Below are 17,952 nucleotides of genomic sequence, written 5' to 3' on the forward strand. Positions count from 1 at the left end.
GTCGTCACGGCCCCGACGTTTCGTCGCGCCGCTTCGCAGGCGCCTCCGCCCGGCCCCCGACCTCGCGACTCGACTTCGCGCGTGCCACTGTCGCCTCGCTCCGCGTCGGCGACGCGGGCCATCGCTACTTCGCCCGCTTGCGGCGTTCTTCTTCGTAGTATTGGCGGTAGCGGATTTCCCAGTCGCGGCCGCCGGGCATGACGTGCTTGGGCATGCGGGCGCGCGCGAGGCGATCGAGCTCGTCGTCAATCGAGAACTCCTCGGTGAGGGCCTTCTTCGCTTCGGAAAGGAAGCGGTGATCATTGCGCACCGTGCCGAGCTTGCCGTCGACGACGATCTTCAGCAGCTGTTGCGAGAGGTACGAGAGCCGGCCCTCCGAGAGATTCACAGCACGAACCCTCGCTCCTTCGCGATTCGTTGCTTCATGAGCTGCTCCACGCGCCGCAGATCGAGGTCTTCGCGCTTGATGCCCGGGGCACCCTGCCGCACGACCTTCTCGGCCTGGACCGTCGCCTCGCGCTCGATCGCGGCTTCCTCGTCGAAATTCTTGCTCAGGAGCTCGACGAACCGCGCCTTCACGGCCGCCTCGGGCGCGGTGAGGGTCACCACGTCCTTTTCGAGCAGACGACGTACGAGGATGCCGGCCACCCGGTCGATCTGCGCCGGCGACGTTCGCATGCATCGTTGCTTAGAGAGGCGTGCGCGCCTTTGCAAGGTGTGAACAGTTGCGGGATACAAAGAGCGTGGCTGGGGGCGCGGTGATTCGAAGGCCCCGGCGGATCGGGCCGGGTGACGTCGTGGGGGTGGTGGCACCGTCCAGCCCGATCGAAGAGGAGCGGCTGCGGTCCGGGCTCCGCGTCCTCGAGGGCTGGGGCCTCGTTCCGCGCCTCGGCGAATCGGTCCTCGCGCGCAAGGCCTTTCTCGCGGGCGCCGACTCGGCCCGGCGGCGGGACCTCGCCGCGATGCTGGTCGACCGGGACGTGCGTGCGATCTTCTGCGCGCGCGGCGGCTATGGAAGCCAGCGCATCGTGCCGTCGCTCGACCTGCGCGCGCTCCACGACGACCCGAAGCCCATCGTCGGCTGCAGCGACGTCACGGCGCTGCTGGCGGCCGTCGTGCAGGAGGGCGTCGCGGCGTTCCACGGCCCGATGGTGGCCACCGACGTGGCGCGCGGTCTCACGGCACGGTCGGCGGCGCACCTTTGGTCGACGCTCAGCGATCCCGGCTTCCAGTTCCAGGCGGAGGTGCCGACCCCGATCCGTCCCGGTCGTGCGACGGGTCGTCTCGTCGGCGGCTGCCTCTCGGTGATCGCGACGACGCTCGGCACGCCGTGGGCGCTCGACACCGACGGCGCCATCCTCTTCCTCGAGGACGTGCACGAGTGGCCGTATCGTATCGATCGGCTGCTGCTCCAGCTCCACCAGGCGGGCTTGCTCGATCGGGTGGCGGGGGTCGTCTTCGGCACCATGGCGGCGTGTCGCAGCACCGACGACGCGACGGCGCTGGACGTCGTGCGCGAGGCGTTCGCGGACGCGCCGTTCCCGGTGGGCTTCGGCATGCCGTCCGGCCACGACCCGGCCGAGACCGGCGTCGAGAACCTGACCCTGCCGCTCGGTCTCACGGTCGAGCTCGACGTCGACGCCGGCGCCCTCGTCGCGCTCGACCCCGCCGTCGTGTAGATCGTCGGCGTGGATTTCTCGCGCGCAGCCGCCGTGATCGAGCAGGCGGTCACGAACGGCGCGTTCCCGGGCGCGGTGCTCCTGGTCGGTCGGGGCGACGAGATCGTCTACCACGAGGCGTTCGGACACCGGAGCCTCGAGCCGGCGCGCACCCCGATGCGTCCCGACACGGTGTTCGACCTCTCGTCGCTGACCAAGGCGCTCGCGACCACCACCGCGATCATGCTGCTCGTGCGCGAGGGCAAGATCCGGCTCGACGATCGCGTCTCGCGCTTCGTCCCGAACTTCGGCGTCCACGGCAAGATCCACGTCTCGATCCATCACCTCCTCGGGCATTGCTCGGGGCTGCCGGCCTGGAAGCCGTTCTTCAAGGACGTGCAGCGCGCCGAGCGCCAGGGAAAGTTCAAGTTCTCGGGGCGCGGTGGCGCGCGCGCGATGGTGCTCGACGAGATCCATCGCATGCGGCCCGAGTACGAAACGGGCACCAAGGCCGTGTACAGCGACCTCGGGTTCATGCTGCTCGGCGAGCTGGTGGAGCTGGTGAGCCATCACCCGCTCGATCGCTTCTGCCAGGAGCGGATCTTCCGGCCGATGGAGCTGCGCTCGACGGCGTTCATCGACCTCGATCGCATGCACGCGCAGAAGCTGACGCCGGTGACCGACATGATTGCGCCCACCGATCGCTGCGCGTGGCGCCAGAAGATCCTGTGCGGCGAGGTCGAGGACGACAACGCCTGGGCGATCGGCGGCGTGGCCGGGCACGCGGGCCTCTTCGCGAGCGCCGAAGACGTTCACCGCATAGTGGCCCGGCTCCAGGCCTGCGCGAACGATCGCGCCGACTTCCTGCCGGGTGCGCTCGTGCGTGAGTTCTGGCGGAAGGAGGGCAGCGTGGCCGATTCGACGTGGGCGCTCGGTTGGGACACACCGTCGGCCCAGGGCTCGATGGCCGGCTCGCGCGCGTCGGCATCCACGGTCGGCCACCTGGGCTTCACCGGCACGTCGGTGTGGATCGATCGGGATCGCGGCGCGCACGTCGTGTTCCTCACCAACCGCGTCCACCCGCGCCGCGACAACGAACGCATCAAAGGTGTGCGGCCGCTGGTCCACGATGCCGTCTGGGAGGCGCTCGACGCGTGAGGATCCACCTGATCGCGGCCTGTGGCGTGGGGATGAGCGCGCTCGCGGCGCTCTTGAAGGAGGCGGGCCACGACGTCACCGGCTCGGACGAGGGTGTCTATCCGCCGGCCTCGACGCTGCTCGAGCAGCTCGGCGTCCGGGTGAACGAGGGGTGGGACGCGGGACGGCTCGACGGCGCGGACCTCGTCGTGTGCGGCAATGCCGTGCGCCGCACGAACGTCGAGGCCGCGGCGGCGCGCGAGCGGGGCCTTCGCACCATGTCGTTCCCCCAGGCGCTCGAGGAGCTCTTTCTCGTCACGCGCCGACCGCTCGTCGTCGCCGGAACGCACGGTAAGACGACCTCGTCGTCGATGCTGGCGTGGGTGTTGCACCGGGCGGGGGCGGGTCCCGGCTATCTCATCGGCGGTGCGCCGCGCGATCTCGGCTCGAACGCGGCGCTCGGCTCCGGGCCCTGGTTCGTCGTCGAGGGCGACGAATACGACTCGGCCTACTTCGACAAGGAGGCGAAGTTCCTCCACTACCGCCCGTGGGCGGTGCTGCTGAACGCGATCGAGTTCGATCACGCCGACATCTACCGCGACCTCGACCACGTGAAGAGCGCCTTCCGGAAGCTCCTCGCGCTGCTCGGGCCCGGCGCGCCGCTCGTCGTGTGCGGCGACTTCCCGCACGTGCTCGACGTGATCGACGGGACGCGGGCCAAGGTCGTGCGGTTCGGGATCGGCGCCGGGAACGCCTGGCGCGTCACGGACCTCGTCGACGACGGCCGCGTGCGCTTCACGGTGCGCGAGGGCGATCGGGCCGTGTGCGAGGTGACGCTCCGGGTGCCGGGCGACATCAACGCCCGCAACGCGCTCGGCGTCATGCTGGTCGCTCGCGAGTGCGGCGTGCGGTTGGAAGACGCGGCGGCGGCGCTGGCGGAGTTCCACGGCGTCGCGCGCCGCCAGGAGGTCGTCGGCGAAGCGCGCGGCGTCACGGTGATCGACGACTTCGCGCACCATCCGACCGCCGTGGCCGGAACGATCGCCGCGCTCCGCTTGCGCTACCCCGACCGCCGCCTGCGCGCCGTGTTCGAGCCGCGCTCGAACACGAGCCGGCGGCGCGTCTTCCAGCGCGAGTTCGCCGACGCCCTCGCGCGCGCCGATGAGACCATCCTGGCGGCCGTGTTCGCGAAGGCCGGCGACCCGATCCCGCCCGAGGAACGGCTCGACCCGGCCGAGATCGTGGCCGACGTCGCCGCGCGCGGCACGCCGGCGCGGCTCATCGACGGCGTGTCGGCGATCCGCGACTATCTGGTCGCCACGAGCGCACCGGGCGACGTTGTCGTCATCATGTCGAACGGCGCATTCGGCGGGTTGCCGCGGCTGGTAGCGGGCGGGCTCGCGCCGTAGAGCTGCCGGTAGATCTGCAGGTTCTGCAGCACGAGCTTCACGTAGTCGCGCGTCTCGCGGTAGCTGATCAGCTCGGTGAACTCGTCGTCGGGCCGCGCGCCGTAGCGCCGCTCCCACTTGGCGACCGCGTCCTCGCCAGCGTTGTAGGCCGCCAGCGCCTTCACGCGCGAGCCGTCGTAGCGATCGAGCAGGCGGCGAAGCAGCGTCGTGCCGAGGCGTACGTTCGTCGGCACGACGTCGAGCGCCTTGACCTCGGCCGGCGTGACGCCGGCCTCGTCGGCGACGACGCGTGCCGTGCGCGGCAGGAGCTGCATCAGCCCCTGCGCGTCGGCGGGTGAGATCGCCTCGGGAAGGAAGAGGCTCTCCTGGCGGATCAGCGCCGTCACGAGCAGCGGGTCGAGCCCGTGCGCCTGCGCCTCGTGCTCGACGACCGGCCAGAAGCCGAGCGGATAGAGGTAGCGCCGGGCGGAGTCGTCGACGTCCGAGCCGAGGCCGCGCGCCGTCATGATCGCGGCGCCCGGCGCGCCGACCGCGGTGTACGCCTGCGCGAGCACGAGCCGCGGCACGTCGTCGGGGACGGCGTCGAGCTCGCGCTCGGCGAGCCGGTAGAGCCCGAGCGACGCCAGCACGCGCGCGCGCTCGGCATGCGGACCCGGGAGATCCTCGGGTAGCACGGCGGACGGCGGCGCGATCACGCTCGTCGGCGCGTCGGTGGCGATGCCGAGGCGCTCGGCGGCGAGCCCCGCGTAGTACGACGTCGGATGCTCGGTGACGACCGCCGAGAGATCGGCGTCCGCCTCCGGGTCCTGGAGCATGGCGCGGATCCGCCCCTCCCAGTAGGCGGCGGCGGGACGGATGCTCGGTGGTCCGTCGACGACGACGGCGGCGAAGTATGCGGTCGCGCCCGGGAGATCGCCCGCGAGATACCGGACCCACCCCGCGCGGAAGCGGGCTTCGCTCGCGACCTGCGCGCGTGGCTCGTCGCGCGCGAGACGATCGTAGACGTCGAATGCCTCGTCGTAGCGTCCCGCCTCCTGATGGATGCGTCCCATGGCGTAGCGGGCTTCGGCGGCTTCGGGCGCAGCCGGGAAACGCGTCGTCAGCTGGCGGTAGAGACGCAGCGCGGCCGCATCGTCGTCGGTGTTCCAGCGCCACCGCGCGGCGGCGGCGATCGCCTTGGGGCCGAGCGCCGACGAGAGGTCGGCGACCTCGAGACACGTCGCTTCCGCCTGGCTTCGCTCGCCGAGCGCGTGCTCCGCGCGTGCGCGGATCCAGAGCGCCTGCGCGCGATCCTCGGACGTCGCGTGGCCGTCCAGGACCGACTGTGCCTCGACGGCGGCCGACGCCGCGTCGTCCTCGTCGAGCAGCAGCTCCGCGTCGGCCAGACGCGACGTGGGGCTCGACCACAGCTCCGGATGCGCGCGCCGGATGCGATCGGAGAGGCGCTTCGCGCGACGGGCCGCGATGCCGCTCGGCTTCGTCGCGCGCACGGCGCGGGCGAGCGCGAGCGCCGCGGCGTCGTCGCCGCGCAAATGCTCGACGTCGCCCAGGGCCAGCGTGCTCGTGACCCACCGCTCGCTGCCGGTCGGAAGGCCTTCGCGCGCCGCCTGGAACCACCCGCGTGCGCCGTCGAGATCGCCTGCCTTGCGCCGGAGCTGTCCGGCGATGATCCGCGCGCCCGGCAGCCAGATCGAGTCGGGGTGTTGCTCGGCGAGCGTGGTGACGGACTGGATCGCGCTCGCATCGTCGCCCGCGCGGGCGGCGTCGCGGGCCTGCAGATACAGCGTCAGGTCGGCCAGCTCGGGCCGCGGGCGCACCAGGGCGAGCAGCGGCGTCGTACGTCGGGGACGTGCCACCCACACGGACTCGCGGGTCCCCGCGCTTCCCGCGGCGATCTGGCCCCGACCGGTCGTCGAGCACGACGCCGCCACCATCGCGAGCGCCGCGATCCACCCCGCAAGTGCGCCCCGCATCGCTGCTCCGATTTCGGGCTACCACGCGTCTCCCTGACCGGCAACCTGCGGCGCGGCAATGGCCGTCGTGCTATGGTCACGGGAGAATGGGAATCGAGCTGCGGCGCCGGCTGGGCGCGCGCGACGACGACGCGTCGTGAACGGTGATGCGTGCGCACTCGCCGAGCGACTGGCCGACGTGCGAGCTGCAATCGCGGACGCAGCGCGACGCGCGGGACGGGATGCCGCGCGGGTCCGCATCGTCGCCGTGACGAAGACGTTTCCGCCGGCGGTGGCGGCTGCCGCACTCGCGGCCGGCCTCTCCGACATCGGCGAGAACTACGTTCAGGAGGCGAAGGCGAAGCGGACCCACGTCGCCGGCGGAACCTGGCATCTCATCGGCGGACTCCAGCGCAACAAGGTGCGCGCCGCGGTCGCGGTCTTCGATCGCGTGCACACGGTGGACTCCCCCGACCTCGCGTCGGCGCTCGCGACGGCCGCCGCGAGCGCGGGTCGGCGCCTCCCCGTGCTGGTGCAGGTGAACGTCGCCCATGAGGCGACGAAGCGCGGGGCCGACCCCGCGGCGACCGGGGCGCTCTGCGAAGCCATCCTGCGCCTGGCCCCCCTCGCCCTGGACGGCCTCATGACGATCGGTCCCCTGGCACCCGACCCCGAGGCGATGCGCCCGTGTTTTCGTGCCCTCCGGGAGCTGCGCGACGACCTCGCCGCGCGGCTGGGAGTTGAACTCCCCCAGCTCTCCATGGGAATGAGCGACGACTTCGCCGTCGCCGTAGAAGAAGGTGCGACGCTCGTGCGGCTCGGCCGAGCGCTCTTCGGGGCGCGGCAGGCCGGCGCATGGCGGGAGGGGTGATGAAGAAGATCGGTTTCATCGGCGCGGGAAACATGGCCGGGGCGCTCGTGAAGGGCCTCATCGTCGCCGGGCGGTACAAGGCCACCGACATCTGGGTGAGCGACGCCGCCGAGAGCCAGGTACGGCGCTTGAAACGCGCCTACAAGGTCGAGGGGACGCGCAACAACCGCGACCTGGTGCGCGGCTCGCAGACGATCGTGCTGGCGGTGAAGCCGCAGGTGATGGCGCAGGTCCTGGACGAGATTCGCCCGGAGGCGACGCCGAAGAAGCTCTTCGTGTCGATCGCGGCAGGGTTCCCGCTCCGCCGGATCGAGCTCGGCCTCGGCGGCGGCGCGCGCGCCGTCCGCGTCATGCCGAACACGCCCTGTCTGGTGGGAAAAGGAATGTCGGTGGCGGTCGCGGGCGCCCACGCGACGCCGGCCGATCTGAAGCAGACGCTGCGCCTGTTCAGCGCCTGCGGCGAGGCGGTGTCGATCACGGGCGAGGACCTGCTCGACGCGGTCACCGCGCTCTCCGGAAGCGGACCCGCCTTCATCTACGCCTTCGCCGAGGCGCTGATCGAGGGCGGCGTTCGCGGCGGGCTCTCGCAGCAGCTCGCGACCAAGCTCTGCTTCCAGACGATCGTCGGCGCGGCGGCGATGCTGGTCGAGAGCGGGATGTCGGCGAAGGAGCTGCGCGAGATGGTGACGTCGCCGGGCGGCACGACGCTCGCGGGGCTGAACGCGCTCGATCAGCATCAATTCCGCGACACGGTGATCGCGGCGGTCGACGCCGCGAATCGCCGCGCGCGCGAGCTGGCGTCGTCGTAGGGAGGGCGCGGAATGTTCGTCCTGCAGAACCTGGTCTTCTCGCTGGCGTGGCTGGTGAGCAACCTCCTGGGCCTGTACTGGTGGCTCGTCGTCGCCGCCGTGGTCCTCTCATGGGTGAGCCCGGATCCCTACAACCCGATCGTGCGCTTCATCCGCAGCGTCACCGAGCCCGTGCTCTCACGCGTCCGTCGCGCGCTGCCGTTCCTGTACGTGTCGGGGATCGACCTCTCGCCCATCGTCGTCCTGCTCGGTGTCGAGTTCCTTCGCCTGTTCCTCGCGGGGAGCCTCTACCAGCTCGCCGGGCGCCTGCCGGGGAGCGGCTACGGCTTCAACTGACGCGCCCCAGCGCGTCGGCTGGCTCGGTCCCTGCGCCGGCGGCATCGTGCTGCGGATCCACGCCCAGCCCGGTGCGTCGCGGTCCCGCATCGCGGGCGTGCACGGGGAGGCGCTCAAGGTGCAGGTGCGCGCGCGGCCGGTCGGCGGCGCCGCGAATCGCGAGCTGGTCGGAGTCCTCGCCGAGGCACTCGCCGTACGCCCTGCTGCGGTGTCCGTCGAGGCGGGCGCGACCGGCCGGGGGAAACGCGTCGTCGTCACGGGCATCGACGTCGCGACCGCGCTCGCGCGGCTCGGCCCGTTCATTGACAAGGGTGGGGGCCCTGATTAGAGCCCCCGCATGCCGATCTACGAGTACGAGTGCGGCAAATGCGGGGTTTTCGAGCACTCGCAACGCATCACCGACGCCGCCCTCACGAAGTGTCCGACCTGCCGCCGGAAGGTTCGCCGCATCATCTCGAACACGAGCTTTCAGCTGAAGGGCTCCGGCTGGTACGTGACCGACTACGCTCGTAGCGGTGACGCGAAGAAGGGCGACGGAGCGGCGGACGGCGGCGCGTCCAAGTCCGAGTCGAAGTCCGAGACGACATCGGAGTCGAAGTCCGAGTCCAAGCCCGAGGCCAAGTCCGATACGAAGCCCTCCTCGAAGGCGAAGTCGGGCTCCGGCACGACCGCCAAGGCTTCCTGAGCCGCGCCACGATGCTCGCCGGCGTCGACACCGGCGGTACGTTCACGGATCTGGTCGCGGTCGTCGGACGGCGGCTCGTCGTGCACAAGGTCCGCTCGACGCCGCGTGACCCGAGTCGCGCCGTCGGGCTCGCGCTCGCCGCCGTCGGCAGCGATCGCCGCACGCGCCTCCACTACGGCTCCACGGTGGCGACCAACGCGCTCCTCGAGCGACGGGGCGCGCGCGTCGTGCTGGTGACGACCCAGGGCTTCGAGGACGTGCTCGCGATCGGCCGGCAGACGCGGCCTCGGCTCTACGATCTCATGCCGAAGGTGCGGGCGCCGCTCGTTCCGGCGGCGCGCCGGCTCGGCGTCGCCGAGCGCGTGCTCGTCGACGGGCGCGTGGAGACGCCGCTCGATCCCCGCGCCGTACGGCGCCTGGTCGGGGCCGTACGCCGCTCGGGAGCCGAGGCCGTCGCAATCTGTTTCCTCCACAGCTACCTCGATCCGCGGCACGAAGAGCGGGTGCGCCGGGCCCTCGCTGCGACAGATCTCCACGTGACGGCATCCCACCGCCTTCTACGCGAGTATCGTGAATACGAGCGCGTCGCGACCACGGTCGTGAACGCATACGTGGGGCCGCTCATGAGCGAGCACCTGGGGAAGCTCGGCGCCGCCGTGCCCGGCGGCGTGCGCGTCATGCAGTCGAACGGCGGGCTCGTCGGCGCGGCGACGGCGGCCGGCGAGCCGGTGCGCACGGTGCTCTCGGGTCCGGCCGGCGGGCTCGTCGGCGCGTCGGATCGCGCGCGGCGGGCGGGCTTCGAGCGCATCCTCACGCTCGACATGGGCGGCACGTCGACCGACGTCAGCCTGCTCGAGAGTCGGCTCGCCTATCGGACCGAGACGACGATCGACGGCCTTCCGATCCGCGTGCCCGCCCTCGACATCCACACCGTCGGCGCCGGCGGCGGGTCGCTCGCGAGCGTCGACGCGGGCGGGGCGCTGCGCGTCGGCCCGGAGAGTGCCGGCGCCGACCCCGGCCCCGCGTGCTACGGCACGGGCACGCAGGCGACCGTCACGGACGCGAACCTGGTCTTGGGTCGTCTGGTCGAAACCGAGTTTCTGGGCGGCGCGATGACGCTCGACGCGAAGCGCGCGCGGCGGGCGGTGGACGAGGTCGCGCGGCGGCTCGGGCGCTCGCTCGAGCGCACCGCCGCAGGCATCGTGTCGGTCGCAGCCGCCGCGATGGAGCGCGCGTTGCGCGTGATCAGCGTGGAGCACGGCTACGACCCGCGCGAGTTCACGCTCGTCGCCTTCGGCGGTGCGGGCGGCCTGCACGCCGCGGATCTCGCCGACGCGCTCGGCATGCGGCGCGTCTACGTGCCGCGCCATCCGGGACTCCTCTCGGCCTGGGGCATGCTCGTCGCCGAGGTGGTGCGCGACTTCGGACGGACGCTGCGCGCGATCGCCCCGACCGACGACGTGCTCGCGCGCGGGTTTCGCGAGCTCGAGACGCGCGCGCGCCGGGAGCTCGCGCGCGAGGGTGTTCGCGGCGTCGCCGTGGAACGCGCGCTCGACGTCCGCTATGCGGGGCAGTCCTACGAGCTCACGGTGCCGATGTGGCGCGTCTGGCGGCGGGCATTCCACGCCCTCCATCGCGAGCGTTTCGGACATGCGGACGAGGCGCGGCCGATCGAGGTCGTGACGCTGCGTCTTCGGGCGCGCGGCGGGGGATCGCGCGTGCCGGACGATCCGCCGCCGCGCTCGGGACGTGGCGCACCGGTCGCCCGGCGGTCGGTGTGGTTCGACGGTCGTCCGGCGACCGTACCGGTCTTCCGTCGCGACGATCTCCGCGTGGGCTGGGCGCGCCGCGGCCCCGCGATCGTGTGCGAGTACAGCGCAACCACGGTCGTGCCGCCTGCCTGGCGCGTCCGCGTCGATCGCCTCGGCGGTCTGGTGCTCCAACGATGACGGTGCGCGACCCGATCGGGCTCGAGCTCGCGAACCATCGCCTGGCCGCGATCGCGGAAGAGATGGGTGTCGTGCTCGGGCGCACGGCGCTCTCGCCCAACATCAAGGAGCGACGCGACTATTCGTGCGCGGTCTTCGACGGTACCGGCCGCCTGGTCGCGCAGGCGGCGCACATCCCCGTCCATCTGGGCTCGACGCCGATGTCGGTGCGGGCGGCGATCGACGCCGTCGACATGAGGCCTGGCGACGTCGTCGTCCTGAACGATCCGTTCGCCGGCGGGACGCACCTGCCGGACGTCACGGTGGTGGCTCCGGTCTTCATGGCACGGGCACGGCGGCCGTTCGCATACGTCGCGAATCGTGCCCACCACGCCGACATCGGCGGCATGGAACCGGGCTCGATGCCGGTCGGGACCGACATCTTCCAGGAGGGCGTGCGCATCCCGCCCATCCGGCTCGTCTGCGCCGGGCGCATCGCGCGCGACGTCCTCGATCTGTTCCTCGCGAACACCCGTGTGCCGTACGAGCGGGAAGGCGACTTGCAGGCCCAATGGGCGGCGCTTCGCGTCGGCGCGGGACGGCTGATCGAGCTCGCGCGACGCACGGGCGGCGTCACCCGGCTCGCGCGCGACATGCGCGCGCTCGAGGACTATGCCGACGCGATGATGCGGGCAGTCCTGCGCGGGCTGCCGGCGGGTACCTACCGCGCGACCGACGTGCTCGACGACGACGGCCTCGGTGCGATGCGCATTGCGCTGCGCGTGGCCGTGACGCTCGGACGCGGCCGGGCCCGGATCGATTTCACCGGCAGCGCGGCGCAGGTACGCGGGCCCGTCAACGCAAACCTCGCCGTCACCCGATCGGCGGTGCTGTACGTCTTCGCCGCGTTGGCAGGCGATCGCCTCCCGACCAACGACGGGATCGCGCGACCGCTCGAGATCGTCGCGCCCGAGGGGACGATCGTGAACGCGCTCGCCCCGGCGGCGGTCGCGGGTGGAAACGTCGAGACCTCGCAACGGATCGTCGACGTGCTCCTGCGCGCGCTCGCGAAGGCCGCGCCCGACCGGATTCCGGCTGCGAGCTGCGGCTCGATGAACAACGTGGCGCTGGGCGGCGTCGTGGGTGGGCGGGCGTTCGCGTACTACGAAACGCTGGCCGGGGGAGCCGGCGGCGGCCCCGGCGTAGCGGGCGCGTCGGGCGTGCACACGCACATGACGAACACGATGAACACGCCCGTCGAAGCCCTCGAGGCGTACTATCCGATCCGCGTGCGGCGCTATGCGCAGCGGTCGCGATCGGGTGGACGCGGCGCGTATCCGGGCGGCGACGGCCTCGTGCGTGAGATCGAGTTCCTGTCGGATGCGCGCGTGACGCTCCTGACCGAGCGGCGAACGGTGCCGCCGTACGGGCTCGCCGGGGGATCGCCCGGAGCCTGCGGGCGCAACCTGCTTCGGCGCGCAGGGCGATCGAGGGTGCTGCCGGGAAAGACGACGCTCGACGTGGGGCCGGGCGATCGTCTGTGCATCGAGACGCCCGGGGGCGGCGGCTTCGGCCGCAGCCCCCGGAAGCGTTAGACGCCGAACGTCAGGCCGCTTGCTCTTTGGGGAGCGACGAGACGCGCTGCTCGAGGTTCGCGATGCGGGTTTCGAGCTTGGCGACGCGGTCGGCCGTGGCGAAGCCGAGCAGGTTGATCACCTGCGTGGCGAGCTTGGTCAGGAGTTCCGTGCGACGCGCGCGGAGATCCTGCACCGTCTTCACCGCCTCCTCGGCGCGCTTGCGGGCCTCGTCGATCGAGACCACCTTGGGCGCACGCGCGATCAGGTCCTTCGCGTCGCTGCGGAGGCGGTCGACGAGCTTCTCGCCCTCGCTGCGGATGCGCTCCACCTGGGCCCGGACGTCGTCCAACGACCTCGGGAACGTGATTGGGTCTGCCATAGAAAGATCCTCCCTCCTTGTTCTTCGCTCTTACGCGCTGCGTCAAGCTAGGGCAGGGGGAGGTTTCCGTCAAGGCCCTTCCCGCGGATTTTTTCCTACTCCGCGGGGTAGTGGACCTGACCGTCGGTCAGCACGACCATGTCGGCGATCTGGTCGGCCGGGATTCCGTGGACGAGCCGGAGGTGGGCGATGAACTCCTGCTGGCGGCTGAAGCGGCGGTCGTCGATGTCGCAGACGTAGCCGGCCTTGTTGATCGTGACGGTCCCGGGAAGCACGACCCGGCGCTCGGGGTGGGCGAACCAGTACACGCGCTCGTGCTCGTGCGGGTCGATCGGGACGAAGATCTCGAGATCGTTGTCGAAGCGGCGGCGGTCCCCGGCGTGCGCGACGGCGATCGCGAGACCCAAGAGCAGCGCGGCGAGAGCTCGCACCAACGTCGAGCGTACGGCGCGCGGTCGTGAGTCACAAGCCGTTGACGGCGCAGGGGGTGTCGGCTACGACCGGCCCTCCGCGCGGTCGCATAGCTCAGTTGGTTAGAGCGCCTGCTTCACACGCAGGAGGTCCAAGGTTCGAGTCCTTGTGCGACCACTCCGGACCCATGATCTCCCTGCGCCACGTCACCAAGACGTACCGGCAAGGCGACGTCGACGTGAAGGCGCTCGCGGGCGTTTCGCTCGATCTCGAAGCGGGGGCGTTCGTCACCATCGTGGGGCCGTCCGGGTCCGGCAAGAGCACCCTGCTGCACCTGATGGGCGGGCTCGATCTTCCGACCTCGGGCGAGGTCATCATCGAGGGGACCCCCATTTCGCGCATGACCGACGACGAGGTCACGATCTTTCGGCGGCGCTCGATCGGCTTCGTCTTCCAGTTCTTCAACCTGATGCCGACGCTGAGCGCGGAAGAGAACGTCTCGCTGCCCCTGCTGCTGGACGGCAAGCGCGCGCGCGACGTGCAGGCGCGCGTGGTCGCGGCGCTGGATGCCGTCGGGCTGTCGCACCGCCGTACGCATCGACCCGACGAGCTGTCCGGCGGCGAGATGCAGCGGGTGGCGATCGCCCGCGCCCTCGTGATCGAGCCCAAGCTGATCCTCGCCGACGAGCCGACCGGGAACCTCGATTCCGCCACCGGCGACGCGATCCTCGGCCTCATCCAGGCCGCCAACCGGGAGCGCGGCGCCACGGTGGTCATGGTGACCCACGACGCGAAGGCGGCGGCGTACGGGACGCGGATGGTGTCGATGCGCGATGGAGCGGTGGTGAGTGCCGGCTAGGCAGGTACGCCCGGCGACGAAGATCGGCCTTCTCGCGCTCGGCGTGCTGCTCGTCGCCATGCTGTTCCTGCTGTCGCCGAAGGGCGGCCGGCTCTGCACGACGGTGATCAGGATCGCGGGTCCGTTCACCTACGTCTTCCTGTGCGATTCGCCGGCGTTCATGCGCATGGCCCACGACCCCGGCCGTCTGTTCGATGCCACCCGGCTGCCGAACGGCCGCTACGTCAACAACTGGCAGACGCGCCCCCTGTTCGTGCTGACGGCGGCAATGATCGCGCGGCCGATCCTGTGGATCTTCGGGTTCGCGGGACATCCCTACTACGCCGCGTTCATCGCGATGAACTTCGTGATCGTCGTGCTCGCGGTCGTGCTCTTCGACCGCTTGTTCGCGCCGCACGATCGGCTCGTGTGGCCGCTGCTCGCGGTCGCGTTGCCGCTGGTTGCGAACGACGTGGTGAAGGAGCGCTTCTGGAGCCCGCACACGCAGATGCTGAACATCCTCGCGCCCGTCGTGAGCATGGTGCTCTGCCGCGGCGTGCTCACGACACGGCGGTCCCTCACGCGCCACGTTCTCGGCTCGGGGCTCCTCGCCGGCGCTCTGCCGCTCTTCTACGGAATCTTCTTCGCGGTGCTGCCGGCGATGCTGCTCGCGGTGATCTGGCGCACTCGCGACGCGCGTGCGCTCGCTCCGGCGCTGGCGCTCGTGCTCGCCTTCGCCGCGCCCACCGTGGCGTGGGCACTCGTGCTGCGATGGAACGGTGGCGTCTTCTACAGCGTCGAGATGACCGAGTTCCGCCAGTTCGTCTGGATCGTCGACGCCGCGACTGCCGGGTCGGCCATGCTGGCAGCCCGCGTTCGCACGTCCGTCACGCCGTTCCTGGCGTCCCTGGGCCCGGCGCTGTGGTTCCCCGTCACGTTGCTGCTGCTCGTCGCCGCCTGGACGGTCGCGCACCGACTCTCGCTGCGCGAGACGCTGCGCGCCGAGCGTGCGACCGTCGTCGCGGCGACGGTGACCTTCGCATCCTTCGCGGCGTTCCTGTGGGCGCTCGGCACCTACGTGCCGCGCCTGTCCTTCGCCCTCGTGCCCCCCGTGCTCGCGGTCACCGCAGTGCTGGTGACGGAAGCCGTGCGGCGAACGTCCATCCCGAGCGCGCGGCGTCTCGTGACGAGCGTCGGCCTCTCGTCGGTCGCGTACCTCGTGTTCGAGATCGCGACCCACGGCGTGTAGTCGCCGGCCTAGGGCATCGCGGCGGCTTTGGTCTGGACGAGCCGGATCAAATCGCCGAGCGCCCAGCTGTAGTCCAGGATGTGGGTGCCCAGGAGCGACGGCGAGAGCGCCGGGTGCGTGTACGAGATCGGATCGGTGCGCATGTCGCCCGGGTCGGGTCGCACGCGGATCTCGAGGTAGCTCCGCCCCGCGGCGTCCTTCACGCACTCGCCAGCGTAGAAGTCCTCGAAGAGCGTGAAGGGCGTGGGGAACGGCGGCGGAGGCGCGACCTGGAAGATCGGCTGATGGAGGACGTTCGGGAAGTACGTCTTCGCAAAGCGTCCCTCGCCGCCGCCGAGCGCCGCGGGATTCGTGCACGCGGTGTCCATGCCTGCGGGCCCGACGGTGTTCGAGCCGTTCGCCGGCGGGAAGCCCTCCGCGTACGACCGGTACGCGATCACGCAGCCCGTCTGCGCGTCGCTCGTGCACAGGGGGAGGTTCTGGAACGAGCCGCCGACCACCTGGCCGTCCGGCACCGTCACACTGCCGCCGATCAGCAGCGCGACGATCAGGCGCGAGCGCAGCTCCGGCGACGCGTCGACCAGGTTCTGCATGATCTGCGTCATCACGAACGTCCCCTGCGAGTGGCCCAGGAGAACGACGTTGCGACCGCCATTGTCCTTGGCGAGGTAACGGCGGAAGGCCGCCTCGGCGTCGGCGTAGGCGATGGCGGCGAACTTCACGGCATCGGGCGAGCCGAACGTGCCGAACGTCACCTGCCGGTAGAGCGGCGCGAAGATGCGGCACGAGTCGTTCAGGCGCGCCGCTTGCGTGAGCAGGGGATCCAGCTCGAGCGACGTGTCGCTGAAGTCGACGTGGTTGCCGGGCGTCGGGGAGAGGTCGACCGTCGGATAGATGTAGAAGCAGTCGTACGGCTGATCGGCGGCTCCCACGTGCGCTTCGACGGTGGTCGAGAGATCGGGATGCACCGACGTCGCGTCGAGATCCACCAGGCAGAGGTTCGCCGCCTTGTCGGGCCGGCAGAGCCACATCGAGTCGTCCGCGTAGGGAAGGGGACAGGAGATCGGGGCGGGCGAGTCGCCCGCGGTGAACTTCTTGCCCGCCTTGAACGACGCGGTGCCGCCGAAGCCGAGGCACAGCTGCTGCTCGCCGAGCGCGAGGATCACCTGCACGGGGTTCGGATCGCTGGCGAGCGAGTGCCCGAGCTTCGATCCCTTGGCGACCACCTGGACGAGCTTCCCGGCCTTCACGACCACGGATTTCACCGGCGCCGCGGAGCCGAGCTTGAAGCGGTATCCTTTGTTCTGGCCGGCCTTGCCGAGATAGTGCCAGCCGTCCTTCGGCAGCGGGTACGTCTGGTCGAAGACGTCGCCCATGACCGAAACGATGCGCAGGCTGCCGCCCTGCTGGGTGGGATCGTCCGGGCTGTCGTTGCCGCGGCCGAGCGTCAGCGCGGTATCTTCCGAGCGGATCGTCGCAGCGCGCTGCTTGGGGCTCTTCCCGTCCTTCAGGACGATCGCCTTGCCCTGGAGCAGCTCGTCGGTCGTGGCGGCGAGCAGGGCGCTCGTGCCGGCGAACAAGACGACGGCGAGCGCGAGCGCCCGCATCATCCGCTCCATCCCGCGAGCACGGCCGCCCGCTCGCGATGATACGCCGCCTCGCCGAGGAACGCGCGATCGAAGACGGCGCGGCGCCACCACAGGTGCAGGTCGAACTCCCACGTGAAGCCGATGCCGCCATGGAGCTCGATCGCGTAGCGCGTCACGCGGTCGTAGAGGTCCGTCAGGTGCGCCTTGGCGATCGCCGCGTGCCGCTCGCTCTTGTCGGTGATGTGGTCGAAGGCGTGTGCCGCGTACCACCACAGCGAGCGCGACGGCTCGAGGTCGCACGCGAGGTCGGCGAGCTGGTGCTTCACGCCCTGGAAGGCGCCGATCGGCTGCCCGAACTGCTCGCGCGTGAGCGAGTACTTGACGGTCATGTCGACGCAGCGCGCGGCGCCGCCGAACGCGTCGGCGGCGACGAGGACGAGGCCGGCGTCGCGTGCGCGGTCGATCGCATGACGACCTGACGCGATCTTCGCGGCCGGCGTCTCGTGGAACCCGATCATGCTCACGCGCCGGGTCATGTCGAAGACCCGCAGCGGCGTCGACGAGAGGCCCGGCGCGCCCCGCTCGACGACCCACAGCCCCGGTCCGTCGGCATCCTGCGACGCCACCACGATGGCGTCGGCGACCTCGCCATACGGCACGAGCGGCTTCTCGCCCGTGAGCTTCCCGTCGACCACCTTCGAGGTGAGCCGCGCCGCGTCCCACTCGCCGAGGCCCTCGCCGAGCGCGAACGTGACCAGCGCGTCACCCGACGCGATGCCCGGCAGCCAGCGCCGGCACGCCTCGGTCGAGGCGCTCTCGACGAGGGCGATCGTCGCCATCGCCGAGCCGAGGAACGGTCCGGGCGTACAGCACCAGCCGAGCACCTCGGCCGCGAGCGCGGCGTCGAGCAGCTCCATGCCCGACCCGCCGTAGGCCGGCGGGACGACGAGGCCGGGAATGCCCATCTCGGCGAGCCCACGCCACAGCGTCGGATCGTGGCCGGTCGCGCTCTCCATGATGGCGCGCACGCGCGTCGTCGGGCACTCGCCCTCGAGGTAACGACGAATCGAGTCCTGGAGGAGGGTCTGCTCCTCGGAAAGTCCGAAGTCCATGTGACGATGTCC

General features: G+C 71.2%; 19 protein-coding genes and 1 tRNA gene. 13 read left to right on the top strand and 7 right to left on the bottom strand.

Annotated elements, in window-relative coordinates; translation table 11 throughout:
- Window positions 1-124: 124 nt before the first annotated feature.
- Together VMS22_14985 and VMS22_14990 are read right to left on the bottom strand one after the other, a co-directional pair.
- A complete protein-coding gene (locus VMS22_14985; protein ID HXJ35336.1) occupies window positions 125-388 on the bottom strand; it encodes a DUF507 family protein in 264 nt (87 codons plus the stop codon).
- A complete protein-coding gene (locus tag VMS22_14990; GenBank protein ID HXJ35337.1) occupies window positions 385-678 on the bottom strand; it encodes a DUF507 family protein in 294 nt (97 codons plus the stop codon). Before VMS22_14990 ends, VMS22_14985 begins: the two co-directional genes overlap by 4 nt.
- 128 nt (window positions 679-806) lie before the next feature.
- Here VMS22_14990 and VMS22_14995 point away from each other — a divergent pair, with 128 nt between their 5' ends.
- The 3 genes from VMS22_14995 to VMS22_15005 are packed head-to-tail and all read left to right on the top strand — an operon-like array spanning window position 807 to window position 4,204.
- Entirely contained in the window at window positions 807-1,679 is an 873-nt protein-coding gene (locus VMS22_14995; GenBank protein HXJ35338.1) for an LD-carboxypeptidase, read from the top strand.
- Window positions 1,680-1,688: 9 nt separating this feature from the next.
- Window positions 1,689-2,816: a serine hydrolase domain-containing protein gene (locus VMS22_15000; protein HXJ35339.1), complete on the top strand. Its 1,128-nt coding sequence runs from the start codon at window positions 1,689-1,691 to the stop codon at window positions 2,814-2,816.
- Window positions 2,813-4,204 (top strand): Mur ligase family protein, encoded by a 1,392-nt coding sequence (locus tag VMS22_15005; protein ID HXJ35340.1) that lies wholly within the window; start codon window positions 2,813-2,815, stop codon window positions 4,202-4,204. The genes VMS22_15000 and VMS22_15005 overlap by 4 nt, the downstream gene beginning before the upstream one ends.
- On the opposite strand, the gene VMS22_15010 is transcribed toward VMS22_15005, so the two are convergent.
- Window positions 4,102-6,177, bottom strand: coding sequence for a transglycosylase SLT domain-containing protein (locus VMS22_15010; GenBank protein HXJ35341.1), 2,076 nt, complete (start codon window positions 6,175-6,177; stop codon window positions 4,102-4,104). The genes VMS22_15005 and VMS22_15010 overlap by 103 nt on opposite strands.
- A gap of 136 nt (window positions 6,178-6,313) precedes the next feature.
- On the opposite strand from VMS22_15010, the gene VMS22_15015 reads away from it, so the two are divergent.
- Genes VMS22_15015 through VMS22_15045 form a run of 7 tightly spaced genes read left to right on the top strand, consistent with a single transcriptional unit; the run spans window position 6,314 to window position 12,380 of the window.
- On the top strand, window positions 6,314-7,027 hold the full coding sequence (locus VMS22_15015; GenBank protein ID HXJ35342.1) for a YggS family pyridoxal phosphate-dependent enzyme: 714 nt from the start codon (window positions 6,314-6,316) through the stop codon (window positions 7,025-7,027).
- Window positions 7,012-7,836: a pyrroline-5-carboxylate reductase gene (gene proC, locus VMS22_15020; GenBank protein HXJ35343.1), complete on the top strand. Its 825-nt coding sequence runs from the start codon at window positions 7,012-7,014 to the stop codon at window positions 7,834-7,836. The genes VMS22_15015 and proC overlap by 16 nt, the downstream gene beginning before the upstream one ends.
- 12 nt (window positions 7,837-7,848) lie before the next feature.
- Window positions 7,849-8,172: a YggT family protein gene (locus VMS22_15025; GenBank protein ID HXJ35344.1), complete on the top strand. Its 324-nt coding sequence runs from the start codon at window positions 7,849-7,851 to the stop codon at window positions 8,170-8,172.
- Window positions 8,173-8,218: 46 nt separating this feature from the next.
- Complete coding sequence (locus VMS22_15030; protein HXJ35345.1) at window positions 8,219-8,500, top strand: DUF167 domain-containing protein; 282 nt, start codon at window positions 8,219-8,221, stop codon at window positions 8,498-8,500.
- A 9-nt stretch (window positions 8,501-8,509) separates the two neighbouring features.
- Entirely contained in the window at window positions 8,510-8,857 is a 348-nt protein-coding gene (locus VMS22_15035) for a zinc ribbon domain-containing protein (protein ID HXJ35346.1), read from the top strand.
- An 11-nt stretch (window positions 8,858-8,868) separates the two neighbouring features.
- On the top strand, window positions 8,869-10,806 hold the full coding sequence (locus VMS22_15040) for a hydantoinase/oxoprolinase family protein (protein HXJ35347.1): 1,938 nt from the start codon (window positions 8,869-8,871) through the stop codon (window positions 10,804-10,806).
- The gene (locus tag VMS22_15045; GenBank protein ID HXJ35348.1) at window positions 10,803-12,380 is read left to right on the top strand and encodes a hydantoinase B/oxoprolinase family protein; all 1,578 of its coding nucleotides are present in this window, start codon (window positions 10,803-10,805) and stop codon (window positions 12,378-12,380) included. Before VMS22_15040 ends, VMS22_15045 begins: the two co-directional genes overlap by 4 nt.
- 10 nt (window positions 12,381-12,390) lie before the next feature.
- On the opposite strand, the gene VMS22_15050 is transcribed toward VMS22_15045, so the two are convergent.
- Window positions 12,391-12,741 carry a hypothetical protein gene (locus VMS22_15050; GenBank protein HXJ35349.1) on the bottom strand — a complete coding sequence of 117 codons (351 nt, stop codon included), beginning with the start codon at window positions 12,739-12,741 and terminating at the stop codon, window positions 12,391-12,393.
- Window positions 12,742-12,836: 95 nt separating this feature from the next.
- Window positions 12,837-13,172: a hypothetical protein gene (locus VMS22_15055; GenBank protein ID HXJ35350.1), complete on the bottom strand. Its 336-nt coding sequence runs from the start codon at window positions 13,170-13,172 to the stop codon at window positions 12,837-12,839.
- 83 nt (window positions 13,173-13,255) lie between these two features.
- Here VMS22_15055 and VMS22_15060 point away from each other — a divergent pair.
- The 3 genes from VMS22_15060 (at window position 13,256) to VMS22_15070 (ending at window position 15,239) form a co-directional block, all read left to right on the top strand.
- Window positions 13,256-13,329, top strand: a tRNA-Val gene (locus tag VMS22_15060).
- 10 nt (window positions 13,330-13,339) lie between these two features.
- Window positions 13,340-14,011, top strand: coding sequence for an ABC transporter ATP-binding protein (locus tag VMS22_15065; GenBank protein ID HXJ35351.1), 672 nt, complete (start codon window positions 13,340-13,342; stop codon window positions 14,009-14,011).
- On the top strand, window positions 14,001-15,239 hold the full coding sequence (locus tag VMS22_15070) for a hypothetical protein (protein ID HXJ35352.1): 1,239 nt from the start codon (window positions 14,001-14,003) through the stop codon (window positions 15,237-15,239). The genes VMS22_15065 and VMS22_15070 overlap by 11 nt, the downstream gene beginning before the upstream one ends.
- A gap of 8 nt (window positions 15,240-15,247) precedes the next feature.
- Here the strand turns inward: VMS22_15070 and VMS22_15075 are convergent, their stop codons facing one another.
- Entirely contained in the window at window positions 15,248-16,849 is a 1,602-nt protein-coding gene (locus VMS22_15075) for a DUF3089 domain-containing protein (GenBank protein ID HXJ35353.1), read from the bottom strand.
- Complete coding sequence (locus VMS22_15080) at window positions 16,846-17,940, bottom strand: acyl-CoA dehydrogenase family protein (protein ID HXJ35354.1); 1,095 nt, start codon at window positions 17,938-17,940, stop codon at window positions 16,846-16,848. Before VMS22_15080 ends, VMS22_15075 begins: the two co-directional genes overlap by 4 nt.
- Between the last annotated feature and the right edge of the window lie 12 nt (window positions 17,941-17,952).

Source organism: Candidatus Eisenbacteria bacterium, assembly GCA_035577985.1.
Classification (GTDB): Bacteria; Desulfobacterota; Binatia; order DP-6; family DP-6; genus DATJZY01.